19 protein-coding genes and 1 riboswitch are annotated in these 23,943 nt (G+C 70.8%); of the genes, 6 read left to right on the forward strand and 13 right to left on the reverse strand.

Annotated features, from left to right (window positions below; genetic code table 11):
* Positions 1-31: 31 nt before the first annotated feature.
* Positions 32-161, forward strand: a riboswitch (FMN riboswitch).
* Between the two features lie 86 nt (positions 162-247).
* From ribD to ribH, 4 genes are read left to right on the forward strand one after another with little or no spacing between them, the layout of a single operon-like run.
* Positions 248-1,336 carry a bifunctional diaminohydroxyphosphoribosylaminopyrimidine deaminase/5-amino-6-(5-phosphoribosylamino)uracil reductase RibD gene (gene ribD / locus RIV14_RS01410; protein WP_075371817.1) on the forward strand — a complete coding sequence of 363 codons (1,089 nt, stop codon included), beginning with the start codon at positions 248-250 and terminating at the stop codon, positions 1,334-1,336.
* On the forward strand, positions 1,336-1,995 hold the full coding sequence (locus RIV14_RS01415) for a riboflavin synthase (protein ID WP_075371816.1): 660 nt from the start codon (positions 1,336-1,338) through the stop codon (positions 1,993-1,995). The genes ribD and RIV14_RS01415 overlap by 1 nt, the downstream gene beginning before the upstream one ends.
* A complete protein-coding gene (locus RIV14_RS01420) occupies positions 1,989-3,320 on the forward strand; it encodes a bifunctional 3,4-dihydroxy-2-butanone-4-phosphate synthase/GTP cyclohydrolase II (RefSeq protein ID WP_075371815.1) in 1,332 nt (443 codons plus the stop codon). Before RIV14_RS01415 ends, RIV14_RS01420 begins: the two co-directional genes overlap by 7 nt.
* On the forward strand, positions 3,317-3,790 hold the full coding sequence (gene ribH, locus RIV14_RS01425; protein ID WP_075371814.1) for a 6,7-dimethyl-8-ribityllumazine synthase: 474 nt from the start codon (positions 3,317-3,319) through the stop codon (positions 3,788-3,790). The genes RIV14_RS01420 and ribH overlap by 4 nt, the downstream gene beginning before the upstream one ends.
* Before the next feature lie 8 nt (positions 3,791-3,798).
* Here the strand turns inward: ribH and holA are convergent, their stop codons facing one another.
* From holA to RIV14_RS01450, 5 genes are all read right to left on the reverse strand, one after another.
* Positions 3,799-4,701, reverse strand: a complete 903-nt coding sequence (holA, locus tag RIV14_RS01430) for a DNA polymerase III subunit delta (protein WP_256699062.1) — start codon at positions 4,699-4,701, stop codon at positions 3,799-3,801.
* Positions 4,698-6,596 (reverse strand): ComEC/Rec2 family competence protein, encoded by a 1,899-nt coding sequence (locus tag RIV14_RS01435; RefSeq protein WP_075371813.1) that lies wholly within the window; start codon positions 6,594-6,596, stop codon positions 4,698-4,700. Before RIV14_RS01435 ends, holA begins: the two co-directional genes overlap by 4 nt.
* On the reverse strand, positions 6,593-7,375 hold the full coding sequence (locus tag RIV14_RS01440) for a ComEA family DNA-binding protein (protein ID WP_075371812.1): 783 nt from the start codon (positions 7,373-7,375) through the stop codon (positions 6,593-6,595). The genes RIV14_RS01435 and RIV14_RS01440 overlap by 4 nt, the downstream gene beginning before the upstream one ends.
* A 157-nt stretch (positions 7,376-7,532) precedes the next feature.
* The gene (locus RIV14_RS01445) at positions 7,533-8,408 is read right to left on the reverse strand and encodes a DegV family protein (protein WP_075371811.1); all 876 of its coding nucleotides are present in this window, start codon (positions 8,406-8,408) and stop codon (positions 7,533-7,535) included.
* Between the two features lie 130 nt (positions 8,409-8,538).
* Positions 8,539-9,795 (reverse strand): glycosyltransferase, encoded by a 1,257-nt coding sequence (locus RIV14_RS01450; protein WP_075371810.1) that lies wholly within the window; start codon positions 9,793-9,795, stop codon positions 8,539-8,541.
* A gap of 269 nt (positions 9,796-10,064) precedes the next feature.
* Between RIV14_RS01450 and RIV14_RS01455 the strand changes: the two genes are divergently transcribed.
* Complete coding sequence (locus RIV14_RS01455; RefSeq protein WP_075371809.1) at positions 10,065-12,002, forward strand: helicase HerA-like domain-containing protein; 1,938 nt, start codon at positions 10,065-10,067, stop codon at positions 12,000-12,002.
* Between the two features lie 132 nt (positions 12,003-12,134).
* Here the strand turns inward: RIV14_RS01455 and RIV14_RS01460 are convergent, their stop codons facing one another.
* Both RIV14_RS01460 and RIV14_RS01465 read right to left on the reverse strand, forming a co-directional pair.
* Positions 12,135-12,410: a hypothetical protein gene (locus RIV14_RS01460; RefSeq protein WP_075371808.1), complete on the reverse strand. Its 276-nt coding sequence runs from the start codon at positions 12,408-12,410 to the stop codon at positions 12,135-12,137.
* Between the two features lie 424 nt (positions 12,411-12,834).
* Positions 12,835-15,816 carry a leucine--tRNA ligase gene (locus RIV14_RS01465; protein WP_075371806.1) on the reverse strand — a complete coding sequence of 994 codons (2,982 nt, stop codon included), beginning with the start codon at positions 15,814-15,816 and terminating at the stop codon, positions 12,835-12,837.
* 282 nt (positions 15,817-16,098) lie between these two features.
* Between RIV14_RS01465 and RIV14_RS01470 the strand changes: the two genes are divergently transcribed.
* Entirely contained in the window at positions 16,099-18,651 is a 2,553-nt protein-coding gene (locus RIV14_RS01470) for an HNH endonuclease signature motif containing protein (protein ID WP_075371805.1), read from the forward strand.
* Between the two features lie 28 nt (positions 18,652-18,679).
* On the opposite strand, the gene RIV14_RS01475 is transcribed toward RIV14_RS01470, so the two are convergent.
* From RIV14_RS01475 to RIV14_RS01500, 6 genes are all read right to left on the reverse strand, one after another.
* Complete coding sequence (locus tag RIV14_RS01475; RefSeq protein ID WP_075371804.1) at positions 18,680-19,126, reverse strand: HIT family protein; 447 nt, start codon at positions 19,124-19,126, stop codon at positions 18,680-18,682.
* Positions 19,127-19,178: 52 nt separating this feature from the next.
* Positions 19,179-19,931 carry a metal-dependent transcriptional regulator gene (locus tag RIV14_RS01480; protein WP_075371803.1) on the reverse strand — a complete coding sequence of 251 codons (753 nt, stop codon included), beginning with the start codon at positions 19,929-19,931 and terminating at the stop codon, positions 19,179-19,181.
* An 8-nt stretch (positions 19,932-19,939) separates the two neighbouring features.
* The gene (locus tag RIV14_RS01485; protein ID WP_075371802.1) at positions 19,940-20,674 is read right to left on the reverse strand and encodes a vitamin K epoxide reductase family protein; all 735 of its coding nucleotides are present in this window, start codon (positions 20,672-20,674) and stop codon (positions 19,940-19,942) included.
* Between the two features lie 95 nt (positions 20,675-20,769).
* Positions 20,770-22,776: a serine/threonine protein phosphatase gene (locus RIV14_RS01490; RefSeq protein ID WP_075371801.1), complete on the reverse strand. Its 2,007-nt coding sequence runs from the start codon at positions 22,774-22,776 to the stop codon at positions 20,770-20,772.
* A gap of 8 nt (positions 22,777-22,784) precedes the next feature.
* Complete coding sequence (locus RIV14_RS01495) at positions 22,785-23,642, reverse strand: HAD hydrolase family protein (protein WP_075371800.1); 858 nt, start codon at positions 23,640-23,642, stop codon at positions 22,785-22,787.
* Between the two features lie 127 nt (positions 23,643-23,769).
* Positions 23,770-23,943, reverse strand: a complete 174-nt coding sequence (locus RIV14_RS01500; protein ID WP_070662787.1) for a methionine/alanine import family NSS transporter small subunit — start codon at positions 23,941-23,943, stop codon at positions 23,770-23,772.

The following is a 23,943-nucleotide window of genomic DNA, read 5'->3' on the forward strand; positions in this document are numbered from 1 at the left end:
CGCGCGGTACATTCTCCCCAACGAGATGAGCTCGTGTGCTCTGGGGTCGGTGAAAGTCCGAACCGGCGGTGACAGTCCGCGACCCGGTCGCATCCAGCGGCCGGCTGACCAGGTGGAACTCCTGGACCGACGGTGAGAGTCCGGATGGGAAGCGCACACGGGACACACCATGCCTCGCCCGGTGCCGTGCACCCGGCGGTCGACCATGGCGGTGTCTCTCCCCAGCGCACCCGAGGGAGAGGACCGGATGACCTCGTTCACCACCGTGCAGACGGCCGCGATGCAGCGCGCCCTACGGGCCGCGGCCTCCCCCGACGCCCCGCCCGGCCCCAACCCCCGGGTCGGCTGCGTCATCCTCTCCCCCGACGGCGACATCCTCGCCGAGGGCCATCACCGTGGCGCCGGCAGCGCCCACGCCGAGGTCGACGCACTGGCGAACCTCGCTGCGACGGGCGCCTCCGCCCGAGGAGCGAGCGTCCTGGTCACCCTCGAGCCGTGCAACCACCAGGGCCACACCGGCCCGTGCGTCCAGGCGCTCCTCGACGCCGGCGTGGCCGAGGTCATCTACGCCCAGGACGACCCGACCGAGCAGGCCGGAGGCGGCGCGGCGGCGCTGGAGGCCGCCGGCGTGCGGGTACGGCGTGGGCTGTGCGCCCAGGAGGCCGCGCGTCTCAACCGCCCGTGGCTCCTGGCCGTGACCCGCGGACGCCCCATGGTGACGTGGAAGCTCGCCGCCACCCTCGACGGCCGTATCGCCGCCGCTGACGGCACCAGCCAGTGGATCACCCCGGTGGCGGCCCGCCACGACGCCCACCGCCTGCGCCGCCAGTGCGACGCCATCATGGTGGGCACCGGCACCGCCCTCGCCGACGACCCCGCCCTTACCGTCCGCGACGAGGCATGTCAGCCCGCACCGGCCCACCTCCAGCCGCTGCGCGTCGTCGTCGGCTCCAGGAGTCTGCCTGCCACCTCCAGGGTGCTCGCCGACGACCACTACCTCCTCCTGCCCGACCACGACCCGCGCGCCGTCCTGGCCGTCCTCGCCGAGCGCGAGATCCGCCATGTCCTGCTCGAAGGAGGCCCGACCCTCGCGACCGCCTTCCTGCGCGCCGGCCTCGTCGACCAGGTCGTCGCCTACACGGCCCCCGCGCTTCTGGGCGCGGGACCGGCCGCCCTCGCCGACTTCGGGGCGGCGACGATCACCGACGCCCTGAGGCTGAGTCACCCCCGCGTCGAGGTCCTCGGCGCGGGTGACGAGCTCGCCGTCCGCCTCTGCGGTGACCTGGAGGCCAACGACGTTCCCCCTGCCCACACCCCAACCGAGGAGAGTCACTGATGTTCACCGGAATCGTCGAGGAGCTCGGGCGCGTCGTCCGGCTCGAGACCGTCGAGGACAGCGCCCGGCTGACGGTCGAGGCGCCCACCGTCACCCAGGACGTGAGCCTGGGCGACTCCGTCAGCGTCAACGGGTGCTGCCTGACGGTCGCCGCCGTGCACGGGAGCACCTTCACCGCCGACCTCATGGCCGAGACTCTCACGCGCACCACCCTGGGTTCCCAGGCGCCGGGAGACCCGGTCAACCTCGAGCGCGCCCTGCGCGCCAGCGACCGGCTCGGCGGGCACATCGTCCAGGGGCACGTCGATGCCACCGCCGAGGTCCTCGACCACCACCGCGGTGAGCACTGGGACCTCCTACGCATCAGCCTGCCGCAGGAGATCGCCCGCTACGTCGCCGTCAAGGGATCGGTCGCCCTCGACGGAGTGTCGCTGACAGTCGTCGACGTCGTCGACGCCCCCAACACCCTCGACGTCTCCCCCGTGCCGGGAGCGGAGGCGTCGCTCAGCGTCGGGCTCATTCCCGAGACGCTGCGACGCACGACCTTGGGCACGAGGCGGCCCGGAGAACGGGTCAACCTCGAGGTCGACGTCCTGGCCAAGTACGCTGAGCGTCTTCTGGGCGCCCGCCCGAGCCAGGAGGGGCAGCAGACATGCTGAGCACCAGGAGCGCATCCCCAAGCACACGCATGAACCGCGTCGAGGACGCACTTGCCGCCCTGCGCGAGGGCCGGACGGTCATCGTCGTCGACGATGAGAGCCGGGAGAACGAGGGGGACCTCATCCTGCCCGCGCAGAGCGCCACGACCGAGCAGCTGGCCTTCGCGATCCGGCACTCGACCGGCATCATCTGCGCCCCCATGGCGGGCCAGGAGCTCGACCGCCTGGGCATCCCCATGATGACCGAGCACAACACCGATCCCAAGAGGACGGCCTTCACGCTGAGCGCCGACGCCCGCACCGGCATCACCACGGGTGTGAGCGCCGCCGACCGGGCACGCACCGTCCGCGTCCTGGCGGACCCGGGCTCAGCTCCAGGCGACCTCGTCCGCCCCGGCCACGTCTTCCCCCTGCGGGCGCGCGAGGGCGGAATCCTCACGCGCCGCGGTCACACGGAGGCCGCCGTCGACCTCATGCGCCTGTCGGGCAACCGGCCCGTGGGGGTCCTCGTGGAGGTCATTAACGACGACGGCACCATGGCGCGTCGGCACCAGCTACGTGAGCTCGCCGACGCCCACGCCATGCCCATGATCTCGATCAGTGACCTGGAGCGCTACCGGTGGCTGCACGAGGAGCTCGTCGAGGAGGTCATCTCAGCGCACCTGCCCACCGCGCACGGGGAGTTCACCGCCCACGCCCTGCGCAGCAGGGTCGACGGCACCGAGTACCTCGCACTCGTGTGCGGCCGCATCGCGGACGGTGAGGACGTCCTCACCCGAGTCCACTCCGCCTGCCTGACCGGCGACGTCCTGTCCTCCCTGCGCTGTGACTGCGGGCCGCAGCTGCGCGCCGCCATGGAGACGATCAGCGCCCGTGGCCGCGGGGTCCTCGTCTACGCCTCCGACCATGAGGGGCGCGGCATCGGGCTCATCGACAAGCTCCGCGCCTACGCGCTGCAGGAGGAGGGTATGGACACCCTCGACGCCAACGTCGCGCTGGGGCTGCCGGCCGACGCCCGCAGCTACGCCACCGCCGCCCAGGTGCTGCGCCACCTGGGCGTGCGCTCGGTCGAGCTCATGACGAACAACCCGGACAAGGTCGCGGGCCTGGAGCACTATGGCGTCAGCGTCCGCTCCATGACGCCGACACCGACCTTCGCCAACGGGGAGAACCTCAACTACCTACGCACCAAGCGCGACCGCATGGGCCATCTGCTCACCGGGCTCGATCCCATCAGGTCCGGCGTTGGATCCCCGCCCGGCGAGGCGAGGGCCGACGACGAAACCTGGCACACGAGTGACGAGAACGAAGGAGAGGAACGATGAGCGGATCTGGGGCACCTGAGCAGAGCGCACCTCACGCGCAGGGCATGAGGGTGACAGTCGTGGCCGCCCAGTGGCACGAGCGCATCATGGGGGGCCTGGTCGCCGGGGCGCTGCGCGCCGTCGAGGAGGCCGGAGCCCAGGCGAGCGTCGTCCGGGCGGTGGGCTCCTTCGAGCTGCCGGTCCTCGCCGCGGCCGCCGCGCAAGGCGGTGCCGAGGCTGTCGTCGCGCTGGGCGTTGTCATCCGCGGCGGCACCCCGCACTTCGACTACGTGTGCCGGGCCGCGACCGACGGGCTGAGTCGGGTGGCGCTGGACACCGGGGTGCCGGTGGGCTTCGGCGTGCTCACCTGCGACGACGAGGCCCAGGCGCTGGCCCGCTGCGGCGGACCGGGCGCGGAGGAGGACAAAGGCTACGAGGCGGCGTGCGCGGCCATGTCCACGGCACTCACGCTGGCCGCCATGCGAGGCTGAGGATGGCCTCAGCGCCGGCGGCTGCCGGCGCGACGGGCGTTGCAGATCGTCAGGACCGCCCGCTCGACGGCGTAGACGGGGTCGCGGCTGGCCCCCTTGGCCTCGGCGTCGGCCCGGGCCACGGCCAGGATCGAGGCGGCCAGAGCGTCGTCGGACCAGCCCTGGAGCTCACGGCGGGCCCGGTCCACCTGCCAGGGGGCCATGCCCAGCTCGGCGGGGCTCATGCGCCGCCCCCCGGCGGCCGCGACCCTGGCGAGCTGGCGCACCTTCATGGCCAGAGCCGCGACGATGGCCACCGGGTCGGTGCCGGTGGCCACGGCGTGGCGCAGGGCCGTGATGGCGGCCGGGGTGTTGCCGGCTGCGGCGGCGTCGGCCACGGTGAAGCCGGTGGCCTCGATGCGCCCGGCGTAGTAGGTGCGCACGTGGTCGACGCTGATGGTGCCCTGAGTGTCGGCGAGGAGCTGGTCGACGGCGGAGCACAGCTCGCGCAGGTCGCTGCCCAGGGCGTCGACGAGGGCGCCGACGGCCTCGGGGGCGATGCTCCGCCCGGCGCGGCGCACGTCGGCCGCGACCAGGGAGGACTTGTCCTTGGCGCTCTTGACGGCCTCGCACTGGATGGTCGGGTAGGGCGAGGCCTTGATGGCGTCCAGCAGGCGCTTGCCCCGCTGGCCCCCGTTGTGGCGCAGGATGACGCTGACCTCGGGGTCGGCGGCGCCCACGTAGGCGATGAGATCGCTCAGCAGGGCGTCAGTCATCTGCTCCAGGGCGGGGACGTAGACGAGCCGGGGCTCTCCGAACAGGGAGGGGGACACGAGGGTGTCGAGCTGGTGGGGCTCGTAGGTGGCGGCCTCCAGGCGCGTGATCTCGGTGGTGGGGTCCTTGGCCTTGGCCTGCGCCAGCAGACTCCTCACCGCTCGGTCGGCGAGGACCTCCTCGCCGGCGCGGATGAGAACGATCGGCGCCAGCTGGGCCTGGTCCCAGCGCAGTCCAGCCGGTGCCTTGCGAGGGCCCCGAGGGCGGGAGGTTCGAGTCGCTGCCATGGGGCAAGCCTGCCACGAGCGGGCCACGTCAACCCCCTGACTCCCTCCAGCAGAGCGCGGCGGGTGCGGGGAGCCACTGCGAGCAGGAGCCCGATCTCGCAGGCCCCCAGTGCCAGGGCTCCCGTCAGGCCCTCCGGCCAGGGCAGGGTAGCGCCGGGCAGGTGGGCGAAGAAGCCGGCCACCCACACCATCCAGGAGCAGGCCGCGAGCGCCGGCCAGGCGATGACGGCGGCAGCAGTGGGCCAGGCCGGAGCGACCAGTGCCGCCAGGAGCCCGCTGATGGTGGCGATGACCGCGGCCGGTTCGCTGAGCAGGTTGGCGGGCACCGACCAAGCCCCCACCGAGGGCTGAAGGAGGATGAGGATCGGCCCGCAGGCGGCCTGGGCCACCAGCGGCAGCGCCACGGCGGCGGCCAGCCACCTGGGAAGACGACGCGAGAGGCGGGCCGCGACCGGCTTGGAGCCGATGACGATTCCGGCGGTGGCCACCACGGACAGTGCGAAGCCGTAGTCGCGGGACTGCCAGGGGTCGATGAGCAGCAGAACGATGGCTCCGGAGCACAGGGCGGGCACGGAGGCGGCGCGCCTGCCGGCGACGACGCCCAGCAGCATGACGGCCCCCATGGTGGCGGCGCGCAGCACGGAGCCCGACGGGCGCACCAGGATGACGAGAGCAGTCAGCAGGACCGCTCCGAGCAGTGCTCGCCACCGTCGGGGCAGCACCCCGAGGGCTTCCAGCCCCAGTCCCAGGATGATGGCGACGTGCTGCCCGGAGACGGCGGTCAGGTGCGTCATGGAGACGGTGCGCATGTCCTCGCGCAGCTGGGCCGGCAGGGCGTGGTCGTCGCCCAGGGCGACACCGGGTACGAGGCTGCGGGCCCCTGGCGGCCAGAACCCCGTCTCCTCCCCCGCTCCTGCTGCGCCCGGTACCCCAGTGCCCGGTGCCCCGACAGCCTGGGCGAGACCGGCACGGACGGAGGTGACGGCCCCGAGTATCCCGCTGGGCGGGCCAAGAACGGTGAGGCCGGCGCGCTTGGGGATGATGGCCGCTTCGGCGCGGCCGGGGTCGGTGGGGCGCAGGCGCGTGCGCACTTGGACGCGGGTTCCCATGGGCAGGCTCAGCCACTGCTTGTCGCCCAGGACGGTGGCGCTCAGAGTGGAGGCCCGCGTGTCCACCTGTTCGACGTCGAGGGCGGTGATGACCAGGGTGGAGCGGCTGGTGGCCGAGACTCGCGGCTGCTGGGAGACGGTGCCGATGAGGGTGACCGGCTGGCCGCAGGCCACTGCCGCGGTCAGCGGGTCGCGCTGGCGGGCCCACAGGTGGGCGGCGCTGATGGTCAGGACCGTCGCGGCGCACAGGGCGCACACGAGCAGGCTGGCGCTGAGGGTTCCCATTGCCCTGGGGTCGTGGTCGGGGGCTCCGGGACGCGGGTCGGCCCGGTGGCGCGGTGGCCGGAAGCGCAGGACGGGAACCACGAGCAGCGCAGCCAGGGCGGTGCACCCCGAGGCCAGGAGCAGGGGGCCTCTCCAGGCATCTGCTGCCTCACGTCCGACGGCCCACCAGGCGCCGGCCCAGCAGGTGGCCGCGGGGGCGAGCAGGCGCAGGTCCAGGGCCTCGGGGGCCTTGGTGGAGGTGGCGTGCCGGTGCCGGTGCCGGTTTCGGTGCCGGTTGCGGCCCTGTTCCTGGCACGGTCGCGCATACAGCGCGGGGTCGTCCCACGGGGCCCTGGGGCTGTCCCCGTCATTGCCACCATGGTTCTCGTTCATACGGTGGCCTGTTCTCGCAGGCCCTCGAGCTTGGCCTTGCCGATGCCGGGGACGTCGGTGAGGGCGTCGACGCTTGCGAAGGGCCCGTGGGAGTCGCGGTACTCGACGATCCGTTGGGCCAGGGCCGGGCCGATGCCGGGCAGCTTCTCCAGCTCGGAGGCGGAGGCCGTGTTGATGTTGATCGTCCCGGATGCGTCGCCGTTGGTCTTCCCCGGGGCTGTTCCCACACTGGGGGTGGCGGCCCCACCGGGTTGCGGTGCGGGGTTGGGCAGGACCTCGCCGATGCGCGGGACCCGGATCTGCTCGCCGTCGGTCAGGACCCGGGCGAGGTTGAGCTGCTCGGTGTCGGCGTCCGCACTGGCTCCTCCGACGGCGTTGATGGCATCGGTGACGCGGCTGCCCGGGGGCAGGGTCACCACTCCCGGGCTGCTTACTGCCCCGGTCACGTGCACGACGACGCTGCCCGATGTCGCGCTCAAGCCGCCTGGTCCTGCCGCTGATCCCGCGGCAGGCGCAGTGGCTGGTCTCATGGCTGGACTCGTGGCCGTCCCGGCGGGTGGTGGCCGCATCGCCGCGGAGGCCCCTGCCGCGGCGGCCGGGGCCGCTTGACCGCTGGCGCTGGCGCCGGCGCTGGTGGAGACTATTACGGCCCTCAGTGCCAGGGCGAGAGCCAGGATGAGGAGGGCGGAGCCGGCGATGATCGCGGCTCGTGGCGCGATCGCGAGGCGGCGTGGCCGACGCACCGGCTCCTCGGGGTCGGTTGAGCAGGCCAGACGCACAAGGTCGTCCAAGGACTTGTGCGTACGGCTCCGTCTGGCTCCCATGTCCACGACGGTAGGGACTGGGGTCGTGCGGCGCATGGGGAGGTCGTCTGCTCTGTGGAGAGCACTGGCGTCTGGCGGCCTGTGGCAACCGGGCTGCGTCGTCGGCCCTGGCTCAGTGGGTCCTCAGGTCCGGGGCGACGGCGATGCCGAGGGCGCCGGGGCCCACGTGGGTGCTCGTGGCCTCGTCGACCGGGAGGGTGAGGACCTCGGTGACCTTGGCGCCTGCCTCCTCCATGGCCTGGCGAAGATCGGTCTCGAGCAGCGCCAGCTTGTCGGCGTCGTCGCCTTGGATAACCAGGCGCACCGGGTCGGCGGGGCGCCTGGGGCCGGACAGGGCGGTGCCGCCGGCGACGCGGACGGCCTGCGCGATGAGGTGGCGCCTGGCTCGGGCCGCACCACGCACGATCTCCAGCGTGCGGATCCCGTCGCGGGTCAGGGCCAGGACCGGGCGGATTCCAAGCACGCCGTCCAGGCGGGCCGTGGTGCGGTCGATCCTTCCCGAGCGTGCCAGGCGCCCCAGGTCGTCAACGACGAAGAGCTGACAGGAGCGGGCGGTGCTGGCCTGAGCCAGGGCGGCACCGCGACGGGCGTCGTGGGCGCCGGCGGCGGCCAGCACCGCGAGCCCCAGGGCGCCGGAGCTGGTGCCGGAGTCGACGACGCGCAGCCACTGCGGGCGACGACGCCCCGTGCTCGGGCCCGGGGCGTTGTTGTCGGCCTGGTAGTCGGCCTCGAGCCGGGCGGCGGCGATGCGGGCGTTGTCCATGGTGCCGGAAAGGGCCGAGGAGATGTGGATGGCCAGGACCTCTTCGGCCCTGCTGGCCGCGCGCCGGTAGGCGTCCGCCAGCTCCTGGACACTGGGCCGGGAGGTGGTCCCGGGCTCACCGTTCTCAGCGGGGATGGCGTGCAGCGGCACCACCTCGATCGCGCGCTCACGCAGGAGGGGCTCCGTCAGGCAGGCGGCGGAGTCGGTGACGACGGCGAGCGACATGTGGCATACCTTATCGGCAAGCCGCTCGCTCACCGGCAAGGCGCCGCACGCTGCGGCTGCCGCGGGTGCTGTGACTGCCGCCTGCGTGCCCCGGGCCGTGCGTCATTGCTCGCTCAGGGCTCGCGGACCTTCAGCGATAAGAGACCAGGAGGTCCTCGTAGAGGTTGATGAGCCGTTTAGTCATCGTCTCGGAGTCAAACTGCTGAGCCACCTCCAGGGCCCCGTCGGACAGCTCGGCGAGCCGGGCGTCGTCGAAGAGCAGGGAGGCGAAGACCCGGGCGAAGTCCTCCCCCTCGATGCCGTCGGTGAGGATCGCGTTGCGCTCGGTGAGGCACTCGGTCATCCGCTCATCGCAGTAGACGATCGGCAGCCCGCAGGCGGCGGCCTCCAGGAACACCATGGGCTGGTTGTCGAAGTGGTAGGAGGCCAGGGAGAAGACATCGGCCTGCTTGAGCAGGACGGCGACCTCCTCCGGCGAGCGCGCACCGGTCAGGATCACCCGGTGGGCCACCCCGAGCTCCTCGGCACGCCGCCCCAGCTCCTCCTGGGAGGGTCCGGGGCCCACGAGCACCAGCTTGACCGGCAGGTCGGCCAGATGGGGCATGGCCTCGATGAGCGTCATCTGCCGCTTCTCCGGGCTGAGGCGAGCCACGCAGATGATGATCTTCTCACCGGGGGCCTTGGGGATCGGCGAGTCGGCGGCGCGGGCACTGCGGTAACGGGAAGAGTCCAGCCCGTTGGGCAGCACCATGCAGGGGACGGTCAGCCCGCCGTCGTTGATGAGGATCCTGGCCAGGTGTTGGGAAGGCGACAGGCAGGCGTCGCACTTGTTGGCGAAGGCCGCTGTCAGGCGCCACCCCTGACGGGACAGGGCCATCTTCATGTCGCGCTTGTTGAGGTGCTTGATGGTCTCCCGGTGGACGCGGGGAAGGACCGGCAGCGACTTGAGCGCCACTGGAAAGGCGACGGACAGGGCCAACAGGCCCGAGACCACGGCCAGCGGATAGTCGTCGATGAGCTCGGTGTAGAGGGTGTGGATGGTGGTGACGTGGGGGATGTTCTGACGCTTGGCCACCCAGTGCGCCAGGACCCCCAGGCTGAACTGAGTCTGGCTGTGGACGACGTCGAAGTCGTAGGCGTCGAAGCGCCGGGCCAGGCCGGGATAGATGGTGGCGACCTCGCGGCTGTCGAAGACGTAGTAGCGCGAGGAGGACAGGCGGATGATGTGGTCGTCGGTCTCCTCATGGCCCTCGGCCTTGGGGGCCACCACGTAGACCTCGTGTCCCATGCGCTCCAGGGCAGCGCGGAAGGTGGCTGTGGAGGTGGCCACGCCGTGGACGGAGGGGAGGTAGTCGTCGATGAAGAAGGCGATCCGCACGTCGCTCACCTGATCCTGTGGTCCGGGTGTGTAAGCAGCAGGCCCGTAAGGGGAAGTTCTTCCGGAAACGACGACGCAGGGGGCAACATGGGGCGTGTAAACCTCGCGGCACTGGGGACACGGGCAGGCGTGGGATCGGACGTATGCTCCCAACGCCATCGAGGCCCGAGGCTACCTTGTCTGCCGGGCACCTGCCTCCCTCACGGTCAGGAACGGCGCCACCTGCACCGCCACGCCCTGGTCTGCGCGCTGGCAGGTTCGGCGTTTACGATGGCTCCATGACCGATTCCGCTGAGATCGCACGCCTCAAGGCCGAGGCCGCCCAGGCCGCCGCCGAAGCCGCCGCAGCCAAGGCGGCCGCCGCCCAGGCGGCCCTTGACGCCGCCATCGCCGCTACTCCGGCCTCGCCCGTGGAGCAGACTGACGAGCGGCCCCAGGAGACGGTTCAGGAGCAGGCCCCTGCGCAGGCTGAGGCCGCCGCTGCGACCGAGCAGACTTCGGGGAGCACGGAGGCCGAGGAGGCCGGCTACACCGCCCAGGTGCGTTCGGGCTACAGCTTCTCCTCCCCCACCCTGCCGGTGGGCACCTACCTCGACACGCTCTCGGGCGGTGAGCCCGCGGCGGTCAAGGGCCTGTCGGTGGGTATCCCGCTGGGGCTGCTCAACCGGCACGCGCTGGTGGCCGGGGCGACCGGTACCGGTAAGACCCGTACGCTCCAGCTCCTGGCCGAGGGACTGTCCGCCGCTGGCGTCCCGGTGTTCCTGGCCGACGTCAAGGGGGACCTGACCGGTCTGGCCGAGGCCGGAGCCTCCAATGACAAGATCGCCTCGCGCATCGCCTCCACCGGTCAGGACTGGAAGGGGCAGTCCTTCCCCATCGAGCTGTTCAACCTCGGCGGGTCGGACTCCGGCGCAGGCATCAGCGGCACCCCGATCCGCACGACGGTCACCGAGTTCGGGCCGATCCTGCTCTCGCGGGTCCTGGGCCTGAACGACACGCAGGCCTCCGCCCTCCAGCTGGTCTTCCACTGGGCGGACAGCCAGGGGTTGGCCCTGTTGGACCTGAAGGACCTGCGTGCCGTCGTCGACTACCTGACGAACACGGAAGCAGGCAAGGAGGAGCTCAAGACCATCGGTGGGGTCTCTGCGGCCACGGCCGGGGTCATCCTGCGGGAGATCGCCGCCCTGGAGGCGGCCGGAGGTGAGGCCTTTTTCGGTGAGCCGGCGCTCGATGTACGTGACCTCATGCGGGTCTCCCCCGATGGGCGCGGCGTCATCTCAGCCCTGGAGCTGGCGGACATCCAGTCTCAGGGCACGCTGTTCTCCACCTTCCTCATGTGGCTGCTCGCCGAGCTCTTCGAGACCCTGCCGGAGGTCGGCGACCCGGACAAGCCCACCATGGTCTTCTTCTTCGACGAGGCGCACCTGCTGTTCTCCGGCGCCTCGAAGGCCTTCCTGGAGGCCGTGGTGCGCACGGTGCGGCTCATCCGCTCCAAGGGCGTGGGCATCGTCTTCATCACCCAGTCGCCCACGGATGTTCCCGACGAGGTCCTGGCCCAGCTCGGCAGCCGGGTGCAGCACGCGCTACGCGCCCACACCCCGGCCGACGCCGCAAACCTCAAGAAGGCGGTCTCCACCTTCCCGGTCAGCCCGGTGGACCTCAGCCGGGTGCTCACGTCGCTGGGCACCGGCCAGGCCGTCGTCAGCGTGCTCGATGAGAAGGGGCGCCCGGCGCCGGTAGCCCCGGTGGTTATCAACGTGCCCGCCGCCGTCATGGGTCCGGCCCAGGGCGGCACCGTCAACCAGGTGCTGGTCTCCTCCCCGTTGAAACCCAAGTACGCCACGAGTGTGGACAACGAGTCCGCCTATGAGCTGCTGGCTCAGCGGGTCCAGGCCGACGCCGAGGCCGCTGAGGCCGCCCGCGCCGCCGAACAGGCCGCTAAGGAGGCCGAGCAGGCCGCCAAGGAGCAGGCCAAGGCCGACGCCGCGGCCCAGAAGGCCCTGGAGAAGGAGGCCGCCCGCCAGGCGGCTCAGCGTCAGAAGGAGGCCGAGCGCCTGGAGCGCGAGGCCGTCAAGGAGGCCCAGCGTCGCCAGCGCGAGGCGGAGAAGGCCGCCGAGCGCCGCCAGCGGGAGGTCGAGAAGACCATCGGCTCGGTGGGCCGCCAGATCACCCGCGAGATCACGCGCTCCATCTTCGGCACCCTCAGGCGCCGCTGAGCCCCTGTCGCCATATCGCGTGTGCGTTATTGACCAGCACCAATCCTCAGCCTAAAGGTGACACATGAGGGTTGGGCGGTTGGCGCTGAAGCACGAGGTGTCCCGGACGGATGTGGAACATGCCTGGCTGCACTATTGCGCTACGGCTCTATACCGCTGACGAGCGGCTTCCCCACTGGTTCCCATCGCCTCACCGAGCTCGCGCCAGGACAGTTGCTGCTTGCGCGCCGCGTGCACTGCTTCAGCAAGCTCACGCTCGGCCGTGTCGCGGCGCCACGCCGCAAGCTTGACGGCCATGATCGGTGGCAGCGGGGCATCCTGATCACCGGGCTTGGGGTCATAGTTCTCGAAGGCGTCGGCGAACTCGTCGGCGCGAGCTGTGATGTCTGCAATAGTGCGTCGAGTCATCGTGATTCACCTCAGATACTTGGACCGAGCTGGGCGCATAGCATGTGCAACAGCAATGACGCCGTGCCATTCGATGACACCCACCTCAACGAGGATGCCAGTCTTGTCAGCGCCTATGAACATCGTCATCGAATCATCTTGTACGAAGTGCCGAACAGGGAAGCGCAGTGCATGGAGTATGTCCTCATCCGACACACCATGCCGATGTGCGCTGTCGAGGATAAGCGGGTCCCGCTCCACAGCACAAGATTACTTGTTGCTGACTTTCCGGCCAAGGTGTCGTCTCTATGCACTCCTCACCCCTGTCCTCCTCAGGCGCAGAGTAAGGGGCTGCACCAACCGTCTCGGTTGGTGCAGCCCCTCGTGCTGTTCCTGGGCTACCGCGGCGCGGCCGTGAGCGGCGCCGTCGGAGAGCCTGCCCCGGTCACTCGGGGACGATGCTCACCAGCTTGGGGGCCCGGACGATCACCTTGCGCACGCCACGCCCGTCCAGGGTGCGGATGACGCCGGGGGCCGCCAGGGCCAGCTTCTCCAGCTCGGCCTCGGAGATGTCGGGGTCGACCTCGAGGCGGTCGCGAACCTTGCCCTTGACCTGGATGACGCAGGTGACCTTCTCGGCGGCCAGCAGCGCCTCATCGGTCACGACCGGGAAGTCCTCGTGGGCCAGGGAGTACTCGTGGCCCAGGCGTTTCCAGATCTCCTCGGTGATGTGCGGGGCCACGGGAGCCGTCATGAGCACGAGGGCCTCGACGGCCTCGCGCGGGACCGCACTGAGCCCGGTGAGGTGGTTGTTGAGGACGATAAGCTTGGCGATGGCCGTGTTCAGGCGCATCCCCTCGTAGTCCTCGCGCACGCCCACGATCGTCTTGGCCACGAGCCGGCGGGTCTCCTCGTCGGCGCTCTCCTCGGTCACCGTCAGCTCGCCGGTGGTCTCGTCGACGACGTTGCGCCACAGGCGCTGCAGGAAGCGCTGGCTGCCGGCGACGGCGCGGGTGTCCCACGGGCGGTCGGCGTCCAGCGGCCCCATGCTCATCTCGTAGACGCGGAAGGTGTCGGCGCCGTAGGCCTCGTACATGTCGTCGGGGGTGACGATGTTCTTCAGGGACTTGCCCATCTTGCCGTACTCGCGGCGCACCGGCTGCCCCTGCCACAGGTAGCTGGTGGTGCCGTCCTCGGCGGTGACCTCCTCGACCTCGTCGGCGGGCACGTACTGGCCGCGGGAGTCGGTATAGGCGTAGGCCTGGACGTAGCCCTGGTTGAAGAGGCGGTGGTAGGGCTCGGAGGAGGAGACGTGGCCCAGGTCGAACAGGACCTTGTGCCAGAAGCGCGAGTAGAGCAGGTGCAGGACGGCGTGCTCGACGCCGCCGACGTACAGGTCGGTGCCGCCGGAGGTGTTGCCGACCTGCGGGCGCGGCCCCATCCAGTAGGCCTCGTTAACCGGGTCGACGAGCGCCTTGTCATCGGTGGGGTCGATGTAGCGCATCTCGTACCAGCACGAGCCGGCCCACTGCGGCATCGTGTTGGTCTCGCGGTAGTACGTCCGGGGGCCGTCGCCCAGGTCGAGCTCGACCTCGACCCACTCCGTGGCCTTGCCCAGCGGCGGTTCCGGAGAGGAGTCGGCGTCGTCGGGGTCGTAGGAGCGCGGCGAGTAGTCGGTGACCTCGGGCAACTCGACCGGCAGCATCGACTCGGGCAGGGCGTGGACGCCGCCGTCCTCGTCCCACACGATCGGGAAGGGCTCACCCCAGTAGCGCTGGCGGGAGAAGAGCCAGTCGCGCAGGCGGTAGGTGACCGCGCCGCGGCCGGCGCCCTTGGCCTCCAGCCAGCCGATCATGGTGGCCTTGGCCTCATCCTTGCTCATGCCGTTGATGTCCAGGTCGCCCTGGGCGGAGTTCACGACGACGCCGTCACCGGTGTAGGCCTGGGCGCTCAGGTCGACGCCGTGGGGGTCGTCGGCCGGGCCGATGGTCTGGATGATGTCGATGTCGTACTTGGTGGCGAAGGCGTAGTCGCGCTCGTCGTGGGCGGGAACGGCCATGATGGCGCCGGTCCCGTAGCCCATGAGGACGTAGTCGGCCACGAAGACCGGCACCTTCGCCCCGTTGACGGGGTTGATGCCGAAGAAGCCGGTGAAGACGCCGGTCTTGACCCGGCCCTCGTCGGTGCGGTCGGCGTCCGACGTCGCCGCGGCCTGGGCGCGGTAGGCGGCCACGGCCTCGGCGGGGGTCGCGTAGCCGCCGGTCCAGGCCTCCTTGGTGCCCTCGGGCCAGGCGGCCGGGACAGAAAGGGCCGCGGCGGCGTCGGCGATCTGGGCCTCGGTGCGCACCGAGCCGGAGGCCTGGAGGCCGCCCAGCATGGGGTGCTCGGGGGCCACCACCATGAAGGTGGCGCCGAAGAGGGTGTCGGGGCGGGTGGTGTAGACGCTCAGCGACGCGTCCTGCTGGTCGCCCTGGCCGGCCCCGGGCACGGCGAAGGTCACCTCGGCGCCCTCGGAGCGGCCGATCCAGTTGCGCTGCATGAGCTTGACCTTCTCGGGCCAGTCCACGGTGTCCAGGTCCTCGGCGAGGCGGTCGCCGTAGGCGGTGATGCGCATCATCCACTGGCGCAGGTTGCGCTTGAAGACCGGGTAGTTGCCCCGCTCGGAGCGCCCCTCGGAGGTGACCTCCTCGTTGGCCAGCACCGTGCCCAGGCCGGGGCACCAGTTGACGGGGGCGTTGGAGACGTAGGCCAGGCGGAAGGAGTCAATGACCTCGGCCTGCTCGGCGGCGCTCAGGGCGTCCCAGTCGCGGCCGCCGGGGACGGGGACCTGACCGGAGGCGAGCTTGTCGCGCAGCTCGGACACCGGCCGGGCCGCGCCCTTGCCGCGGCCGTCACGGCGCGGGGCCTCGGGGTCGAACCAGGAGTTGAAGACCTGCAGGAAGATCCACTGGGTCCAGCGCACGTAGTCGACGTCGATGGTGGCCAGGGAGCGGCGCGGGTCGTGGGACAGGCCCAGGCGGCGCAGCTGGCGGCGCATGTTGGCGATGTTGGCCTCGGTGGAGATGCGCGGGTGCTGGCCGGTGGTGACGGCGTACTGCTCGGCGGGCAGGCCGAAAGCGTCGTAACCCATCGTGTACAGGACGTTCTTGCCGGTCATCCGGGTGAAGCGGGCGACGACGTCGGTGGCGATGTAGCCCAGCGGGTGGCCCACGTGCAGGCCCTTGCCGGAGGGGTAGGGGAACATGTCCAGCAGGAAGAACTTCTCCTTGTCCGCCCCGGGGCCGGCCAGAGCGCCGACGGGGTTGTCGGCGTTGAAGGTGCCCTCGGCCTCCCAGCGGTCCTGCCAGGCGGTCTCGATGGAGTCCGCCAGCTCCGCCGTGTAACGGAAGGGGGTGTCGGACTCGACCGGTGCGGTTCTCTCTGACATCGCGGCAGCGCTCTTTTCCTACTCGTGCTTCCTGGTGCTGGGGCACAGCCTATCGCCCGGCAGCTGTGGGGCCCGGCGGCGTCCGCCCCACGGGCGGGCGAGACCGGTCACGTCGGCCAGGCCCAGCGAGGTTCGAGCAGTCTCGGCGGGCGTCAGGCCGGCTCCGAGAGAGAAGGCGCCGGTGATAAAGGCGCCAGATATGCGGCTAATCGTTGCTGTTCCAGTGATTCTGGAGCCTGCTTCAGCGTGCGGGGCGCGGGCACCACTTGCTACACTGTACATATGTTCGAAGGTGGTGTGCTTCCTCGCGTCCCGGCCGATGATGCGGTTGGGATGTCGGGGGCGCCTGGCGGGGACGTGGCGCCGGAGCCTGTGACCTGCCCTGAGGACGTGGCGGGCCTGCTGGGATCCTTGGCCGCTGGTGGAGCGCTGGCCGGAGTGGTGGAGGGGCTGCTGGCCCGCCTGCTGGTGACTGCCCAGGACGCCGACGACGAGGGCGCCACCGCTGACGAGGATGCAGTGCCGACCCTCTTCACCAACGAGTCGGGTACTGACGTGGCGCTGGTGGCCGCCTCCGAACAGCGCCGGACGGTGGGCGCGGAGGAGGCCAGCACCTCGGGACTGATCGGCCTGGGGGCGTCGGGTTTGGGGGAGCTGGCCGCGGCCTGCCGCCGCCTGGCGACCTGGGCCACCTGGGGCGAGGCCCTGGCGGCGGCCTGCCTGGCCGGGTGCCCTGAGCTGTCGAGTCACCCGGGCCAGTGGGGCCCGCATGGTGAGGTCTCTCCGGTGGTGGGTTATGAGGAGCGGCGGTTCAATGCCACCTGCCTGCTCTCCACCCGCCTGGGCGTCTCTCGGACTCGGGCCGGTCAGATGGTGGATCACGGCCAGGCCCTCATGAGCATGGGCTTCGCCCCGGTCGAGGCCATGGAACGCTGCGGGGTCCTGGACTCGGCGAAGGCGTCCCTGGTGACCCGCCGTCTGGAAGACGTACCCACTCTGGTGGCGCTGGCGGTCCAGGACAAGGTTCTACCTCAGGCGCCCAGGCGGAGCGTGTCGCAGGTGGGGCGGGATCTGGATCGGGCCCTGATGGAGATCGACCCTGACGGCCACGCTGAGCGGAGCCAGAACAATACCGAGCGGCGGTGCGTGTCACGCCCCCGGCCTGCGGGAGAGGGCCTTTGCCAAGTCCGGCTTCTGCTGCCGACCATGGACGCCCTGCTGCTGGACGCCACCCTGGACGCGATCGCCGCTTCGGCGCGGGCCTGCGGCGAGAAGCGCACCCTGGGGCAGCTGCGAGCCGATGCCATCACCGCGATGACCCTCTCAACACTGCGCACCAGCCAGCAGGCCGCCTACCACAGGCCCACGCAAGCCCCCACCACCCCCGCAAGCACAAACCACGACAACAGCAGTGGTGGCGGTGGCGGCACCGACAACGACTGTCACGGAGGGTACAGCCTCGGCGGCGGCATCTGCGGCAGCGGCAGCGGCATCGGTGCCAGCGGTGGTGACGGTATCTGCGGTGGTGGTTTGAGTGAGCCGGGTTCAGTGCTCTCGTCCTCGATTCCTCTTGAGTCCCCTTCCCCAGGGCGGCTGCTGCCTGACGGGGTACCTCTGGAAGGGCTCCTGGGCGCTTTGAGCGGCCTGGTGGGATCGAACAGCCCCTGGTGGACACCCTCAGCCACCGGCCACCTTCCTCTGCCAGCAGGCATCCGCATCAACGTCAACGTCACCGTTCCTCTGAGCAGCCTGACCGACCCAGGTGGCCTGGCCCAGCCAGAGGATGCCGCCGCTCACGACCCTGGCGTTCTCCGCCCTGGCACCAGCGTTGTAGACAACCGGTTCCAGGACGGCGATCCTGGGGGCTGTGGTCCTGGGGGCAGCGAGAGCCCCGACGACCCCCTCTGTCTTGAGCCCGGTGGAGCCGGCCCTGGCGAGAGCCCCACCGCCACGCTCGAGCCTCTCAACAGCGCAGACTCCCCGAGCGGCGGGAGAAGTCTGCCCGGCCATAACGGGAGGAATCTGTCTGAACCCGCCCCGGTTGCTCCCACCACCCAGCCCACCGCCCAGTTCGTCTCCCCGTTGTCCTCCACACCAGTCGAGGTCGCGGAGGTGCGCATCGGGGCGCGCAGCGCGGCGGTGCCGGCCATGACTGCCTGGGCCCTGGCCGCCGGTGGGACCTGGAGGCGCCTGATCACCGACCCGGTCAGCGGAGTCGTGATCGACGTGGGCCGCACCCGCTACCGTCCCCCGGCGGGCCTAGCCGACCTGGTGCGCGCCCGCGACCGGGTCTGCGTCTTCCCCACCTGCCAGACCCCAGCCGAGCGCTGCGACATCGACCACCTCACCGCCTGGAGCCAGGGCGGGACCACCAGCCTGGACAACCTCGTGGTCCTGTGCGAGGCCCACCACCGCCTCAAGCACACCCCCGGCTGGGCCCTCACCCGCGACCAGGCCAGCGGGACCCTGTCCTGGCACACCCCCGACAAGACCGTCTACCAGCGCCACCCAGACGGCACCATCACCCGCCACCCCAAGAGGGTCGGCCCCCACCAGCACCTTGTTCCCAGCACCGTCATACCCAAGGACCTAAGCAAGCAGATCAGCCCCGACATCCTCAACCGCCTCAACCGGGCCCTTGACAGAGCACTCGACAATCCGGCCCACAACCACACCAGTCTCAGCACCAACACCAGCCGCAGCGGCAGGGCCCGCCTCGTGACCCGCGGCCCCCAACCCGGCCACAAACCCGGAGCCTTTGAGACCACCCCCTACCCCCAGGCCACCCACACCCTCCAACTCGCACCCCTCATCGACCAAGCCCCACCCTTCTGACGAGGACGAAGCGGGCGGCCTCGGGGTGCTACGCGAGCGCCGCGCTGTCCATCTGCGCGGGCACGAACCCGCCCCAGCCGTCCTCGATGAGGCCGGTCCGCAGACGCTCCATGGCGGCGTCGAGCTCGGGGGCCTCGGGGTGGCGGGCCGAGGAGAAGGACAGGTCCTCCTCGCAGCGGATCGGCAGCACATGAAGGTGCAGGTGGTCGACGCCGTATCCGGCCACGACGAGCCCGGCCCGGGGCGCCTCGAAGACGCGCACCTGCGTGGCACCGATGCGCTTGGCGACTACGGCCAGGTGCGCCACCACGTCGTCGGGCGCATCCACGTAGGAGTCGACCTCGGCTCGGGGGACCACGAGGACGTGCCCGTCAGTGTGCGGCTCAATGGTGGCGAAGGCGACGCAGACCTCGTCCGCCCACACGAAACGGCCGGGAATCTCGCCGGCGATGATCTTGGTGAAAATCGTGCTCATGGCCCCATTGTCCCCCAGTCGCGCCCGGATCCGTCCAGGCCCTTGTCCCAGATCAGGCCAGCAGCCACAGGGAGCCGTCAGGGATGACGGCCTCCGGAGTACCCTTGGGCCCTGCGCTGCGTGAGGCGTCGTCGTCCATCAGGGTGATGACGGTAGCCCGACGGCGGCCACCGCCCTCCACGGCCGGCGCCACGGTACCCCGATCCTGGATCCGCACCCGGCTGTCCAGCCCGATGCCGACCCTCTCCAGGCGGCGCAGCGTCTCGGTGTCGTCCTGGATCCGTCCGACGACGCCGTCGGAGCCCACCGGCAGGGTCTCCAGGCCCACCAGGTCGGGCACGATGAGGCGGCCGTCCGCCGTGGGGATCGGGTCCCCGTGCGGATCACGGGTGGGGTGCCCCAAGACCGCATCGAGTCTCTCCAGCAGCCGCTCGGAGACGGCGTGCTCAAGCTCCTCGGCCTCGGCGTGCACCTCGTCCCAGCCGAAGCCGAGCCGAGTGACCAGGTAGGTCTCCAGGATGCGGTGGCGGCGGATCATGCCCATGGCCCGGCGCCGCCCCTCCTCGGAGAGGGTGACGGCCTTGTAGGGCTCGTGGACGAGCAGCCCCTCCTCCACGAGGCGAGCCACGTTCTCCGAGGCGGTCGAGGGCGCCACCCCCATACGTTTGGCCAAGCCGGTGACGGAGGCGCCCGCGCCGCCCCACTCACTGGCGACCCACACGACCTTGAGGTAGTCCTGCGTGACGGTCGAGTCCCCCGCCACCGAGGACTTCCCGCCGGATCCGCTCGGAGTCCTCCGCTCCATGGGCGCAGTCACCCGAACAGCCTGGCCAGCTGGCCGCCGAAGGCGATGACGATGGTGAGGACCACCGCCAGGTACATCGCCGCCATGATCCACCAGCGGGCCTTGAGCACGTCCAGCGCCAGGTTGTCGCGCAGCCCCAGGTGCCCGCCGGCCGCGGCCCAGGTCCAGGAGTGGGCGGCCACCGGGATGGTGACGGACCAGATGACCATGCAGAAGGGGCAGAGCTTGCCGAAGGTCATGATGGAGACGGACAGGAACCAGATGACGAAGGCGATCCCGCCGAGGCTGCCGGCGCTGAGCCCCCACCACATCCAGCGTGGCAGGCGCGCGCCGCTGAGCAGGACCGCACCGATCGCGGCCAGGGCCCCGAAGGCGATGGCCCCGACGAAGGAGTTCGGCACTCCCAGCAAGTTGCCCTGCCACACGTTGAGGGAGTCGCCGCAGGACACCAGAGGGCTGACGTCGCAGACGAGCTCCGCGTCCGGGTTGCGCAGCAGGTCGAGCTGGGCGCTGATGAGCTCCCAGCAGGCGAGGATCCCGATGAGCGCGCACACGGTGAGCAGCCAGCCGAATCCCCGCTCGGCCCCGGAGCGCCGCAGCCAGGACGGGCGCGCGGCTAAGTCCTCGCCGGCATCGCGGCGGGTGCGCCGGTCGAGCTCCTGAGCGGGGGCGGAGCCCAGGTAGGCCTCGAGCTCTTCCTCGCTCATCTCATCGATCTCGGCATCTGTGGGCATGCGCGACATCGTCAGTCTCCTCACCGGTGGTGCGTCAGCAGTTCTTCTGGGCGTCATGGGGGTTGTCAGGACGAGAGCGTATGCCACATGCGGCCACCTGCGCCCTACCCGTCCGAGGAATCGCTCTCCCCCTGAGCCTCGGCCCCCTCCTGTGGCTGCGTGGCCTCCTCAGGCCTCGCGCTCTGCGAAGCCTCGGTCGGTGCCTGCACCGAGGTGGCCGACGCCGACGGGCTCGGAGTCGACGCCATCGTGGCCGTCGTCTGTCCCGGGGCGATACCGGGCACGGGCCGCCACGCCCCCACCGTCACTGAGGCGTCGGAGTGAAGAATGACCGCCCGCCAGGCCACCAGCGCCCCGGTGGCATCGAAGGACAAGACGTGGAGGAAGGCGTCCTCAGTGACCGCGCCCAGTGACGTGCCACCCTTGCCCGCCCCCGAGATGATCCCGGTGACGGGCAGGCCGGTTCGGGGACTGATTTCCGTGGTCATCCCCCGCTCGGCGTGGACGTGACCGGCCAGGAGCAGCGGCGCACAGCCCTCCTTCGTGAGCGTGTCGAAGGTGGCGGGCTGGTGGATGAGAACGACGTCGACCGGCGTGCCCCCGCAGCTGGTCGTGGCCAGGCGGGAGGCAATCTTCTCGGTGGTCTCCCCGCTGCGGGGCTTGGTGCCCGCCGCCGTCGTGCGCTCGGCGTCATCGTGCCCCAGGACAGTGATCCCGGCGACCGTCTGAACCGAGCCGTCGGTGACGGTCCACCCCTGGGAGCGCAGGCGGGAGGCGGTGGCGTCGGAGTCGTGGTTGCCGATCGTGGCGACCTTCTTCGCCGAGCTCGGGACCGCCTGGGTCAGCGCGTCGACGCACACCCGCTCCGGATCCGAACCGGTCATCGTCAGGTCGCCGTCATCCATGTGGATATCGGCGCCCGAGAGCTGGTCGAGGACCCCGGAGAAGGCGATGACATCGAGGTTGCAGTGCAGGTCCGTGGTGAGCACGGCGGTCTTGCGTCCGCGCTCGGACACTGAGCGGGCCCCGGTCACCGAGATCGAGGGCGTCGCAGCGGCCCTCGGGCTCTCAGACGGCTGCGGGGCGGCGTCGGGCTCAGGATCAGTGGCCTTCACCAGGGTCTTCGCGGAGGACGCCCTGACCCGGGCCTGCAGGTCCTCGGTGTCCACCTTTCCGTCAACGGCGGTGACATCCACCAGGCCCTCAGTCTGCTCGGCGGCCTTCCAGGCAGCCCGCAGGTTGGTGTCCGCCTTGGCGTAAAAGCCCTTACTCGTCTCCACGAAAGTACGCGCCTTGGGACCATAGGCGGTGACGACGTCGGCGATGCGTCCTGAGAAACGGGCCTGGGCCAGCGGGGTCCCCTCCAGGACGGACAGGGTGGAGCCGGGCGAGGGAACCGTGCGCATGGCCGGCACCAGGATAGAGGCCACGGTGGCCACGGCCGTGGAGAACGCCACGGTAGCGGCCCAGCGGTGCGAGACGCCGGCTCGGACGGTCTCACGCCAGGGCTTGGTCGGTGCCAGGCGCCAGGCGGCCACACAGCACAGGAAGATCGCCTCGACGACCCCGGCCCGGCGCAGGGCGTCGCCGGCAAGTCCGTAGAGGCCCTGCCGGATCGTCAGGTCGGGGTGGGAGACCAGTGAGAGGTAGGAGGTCGCGTCGGAGGACAGGGACTGCCCCACGCTGGCCGCATTGGCCGTATCGGGTGCCGGATCGCCCGGGATCTCCCCCAGGACCACCTTAACACCGAGGATCCCCGCGGGGGACTCCATTGCCGCGGTCCCCAGCGGCCCGAGGTCCAGTGTGACCGTGGAGTCCAGGGTTGTCGACCAGGTCGCCTCATGCGGGCCGACCGGCGTCGAGGCCGTCGCCGTGGACACCCCCAGCAGGAGGGAGACGAGGCTGGAGGCCAGGATCATGGCCGCCGTACCGATCGCCGTGCGGGTGCCGCGGCGGCGACGACGCCACCACAGGCGCGGCGAGAGCAGCACCGTGACAACCAGGGCGCAGCAGTGCCGCACGGCTGTCAGCAGACCGTCCCACCGGTCTCCGGCTCCTCCGGTAGTGCCGGTACCGGCATCGGTGTCGGGGTCTGAAGTTGTCCGTAGCACGACTCACCTCAGAGACGAGCGCCCAGTGAGACCTGGGCGGCAGGGTCCTCACCGCCGTGCGTCTGAGAGGCGATGAGACTCGCCAGAGAGGTGACGTAGGTGACGGTGTCCTGCCAGCCGCCCACCGCCTGGCAGGGAACGCCCAGGGCCTTGACGGGGTAGTCGTTTCCCTCCGGGTCCAGGCGGTCGCCGACGAAGATCATCTCCTCCAGCGCGATACCGGTCACCTTAGCCAGGCGCTTCATGCCGTAGGCCTTGTCCACCCCCTTGAGGGTGATGTCGACGCTCGTGGAGCCGCCTGAGCGGACCTCCAGGTCCGGCAGGAGCGGGGCGACGGCGTCACGCAGCGCGGCCTTCTTCTCACCCGTGGGGTCCCACGCGCGCTTGGCGTCCAGGGGGGCCTCCTGCCCCAGGGCGGAGAAGGTGATCTGGCTGCCGCGGTCCTCCAGGATCTCCCCCCAGGTCTTGTCCTCCCACAGGCCGAGCCGACGTGCCTGGGCCTCGACGATCTCGAAACCGGTGCGGATCTGCTCAGGGGTGAGGTCGTTGGCGTAGACCAGCGTCCAGGCGCCCTCATCGCTCTCGGCGCGGGAGGGGTCGTAGGTGTAGTAGCGCGTTCCGCAGGTGGGCATGAGGTGGAGCCGGGAGAGCTCGTCGGCGTCGGCGTCGAGGTGGGCCAGGACCTGGTCGCGGAACTGCCCCATCTGCCCCCCGGAGATGATGCAGACGGGGACGACGTCGAGCAGCCGCCTGAGCGCTGTGGCCATGGCCGGTGGCATGGCCGACTTCGAGGGCGCCAGCGTGTCGTCGAGGTCGAAGGCCACCAGGCGGGGCAGCACCTGGGGGCTCATATCAGTCTGAGTCATAGGCGTATTGTGTCCCACCCGCCTGGAAACCGGCCGAACCGGGCCCCAGACGGGTGGTGGAGTCAGTCTCTCTTCTCAGGCGGTCTCGTCAGTGGATCTCTGCGGACCGCACTGCGAACCGCGCCGGTCAGTCGGCCTGCTCGGGGTTGAGCATGTGCTCGCGGGCACGCGCCGAGGCCTCGGCCCGGGCGTCGCGGTCCTCGCGGCGTCCGCGCGAGATGAGTGCGGTGATGGACACCGCCAGGCCACCCCAGATGATGACGATGGCGATCAGCATGATGAGCACGGCGATTCCGGTCAT

It is taken from the genome of Actinomyces acetigenes, assembly GCF_031296635.1.
Classification (GTDB): domain Bacteria; phylum Actinomycetota; class Actinomycetes; order Actinomycetales; family Actinomycetaceae; genus Actinomyces; species Actinomyces acetigenes.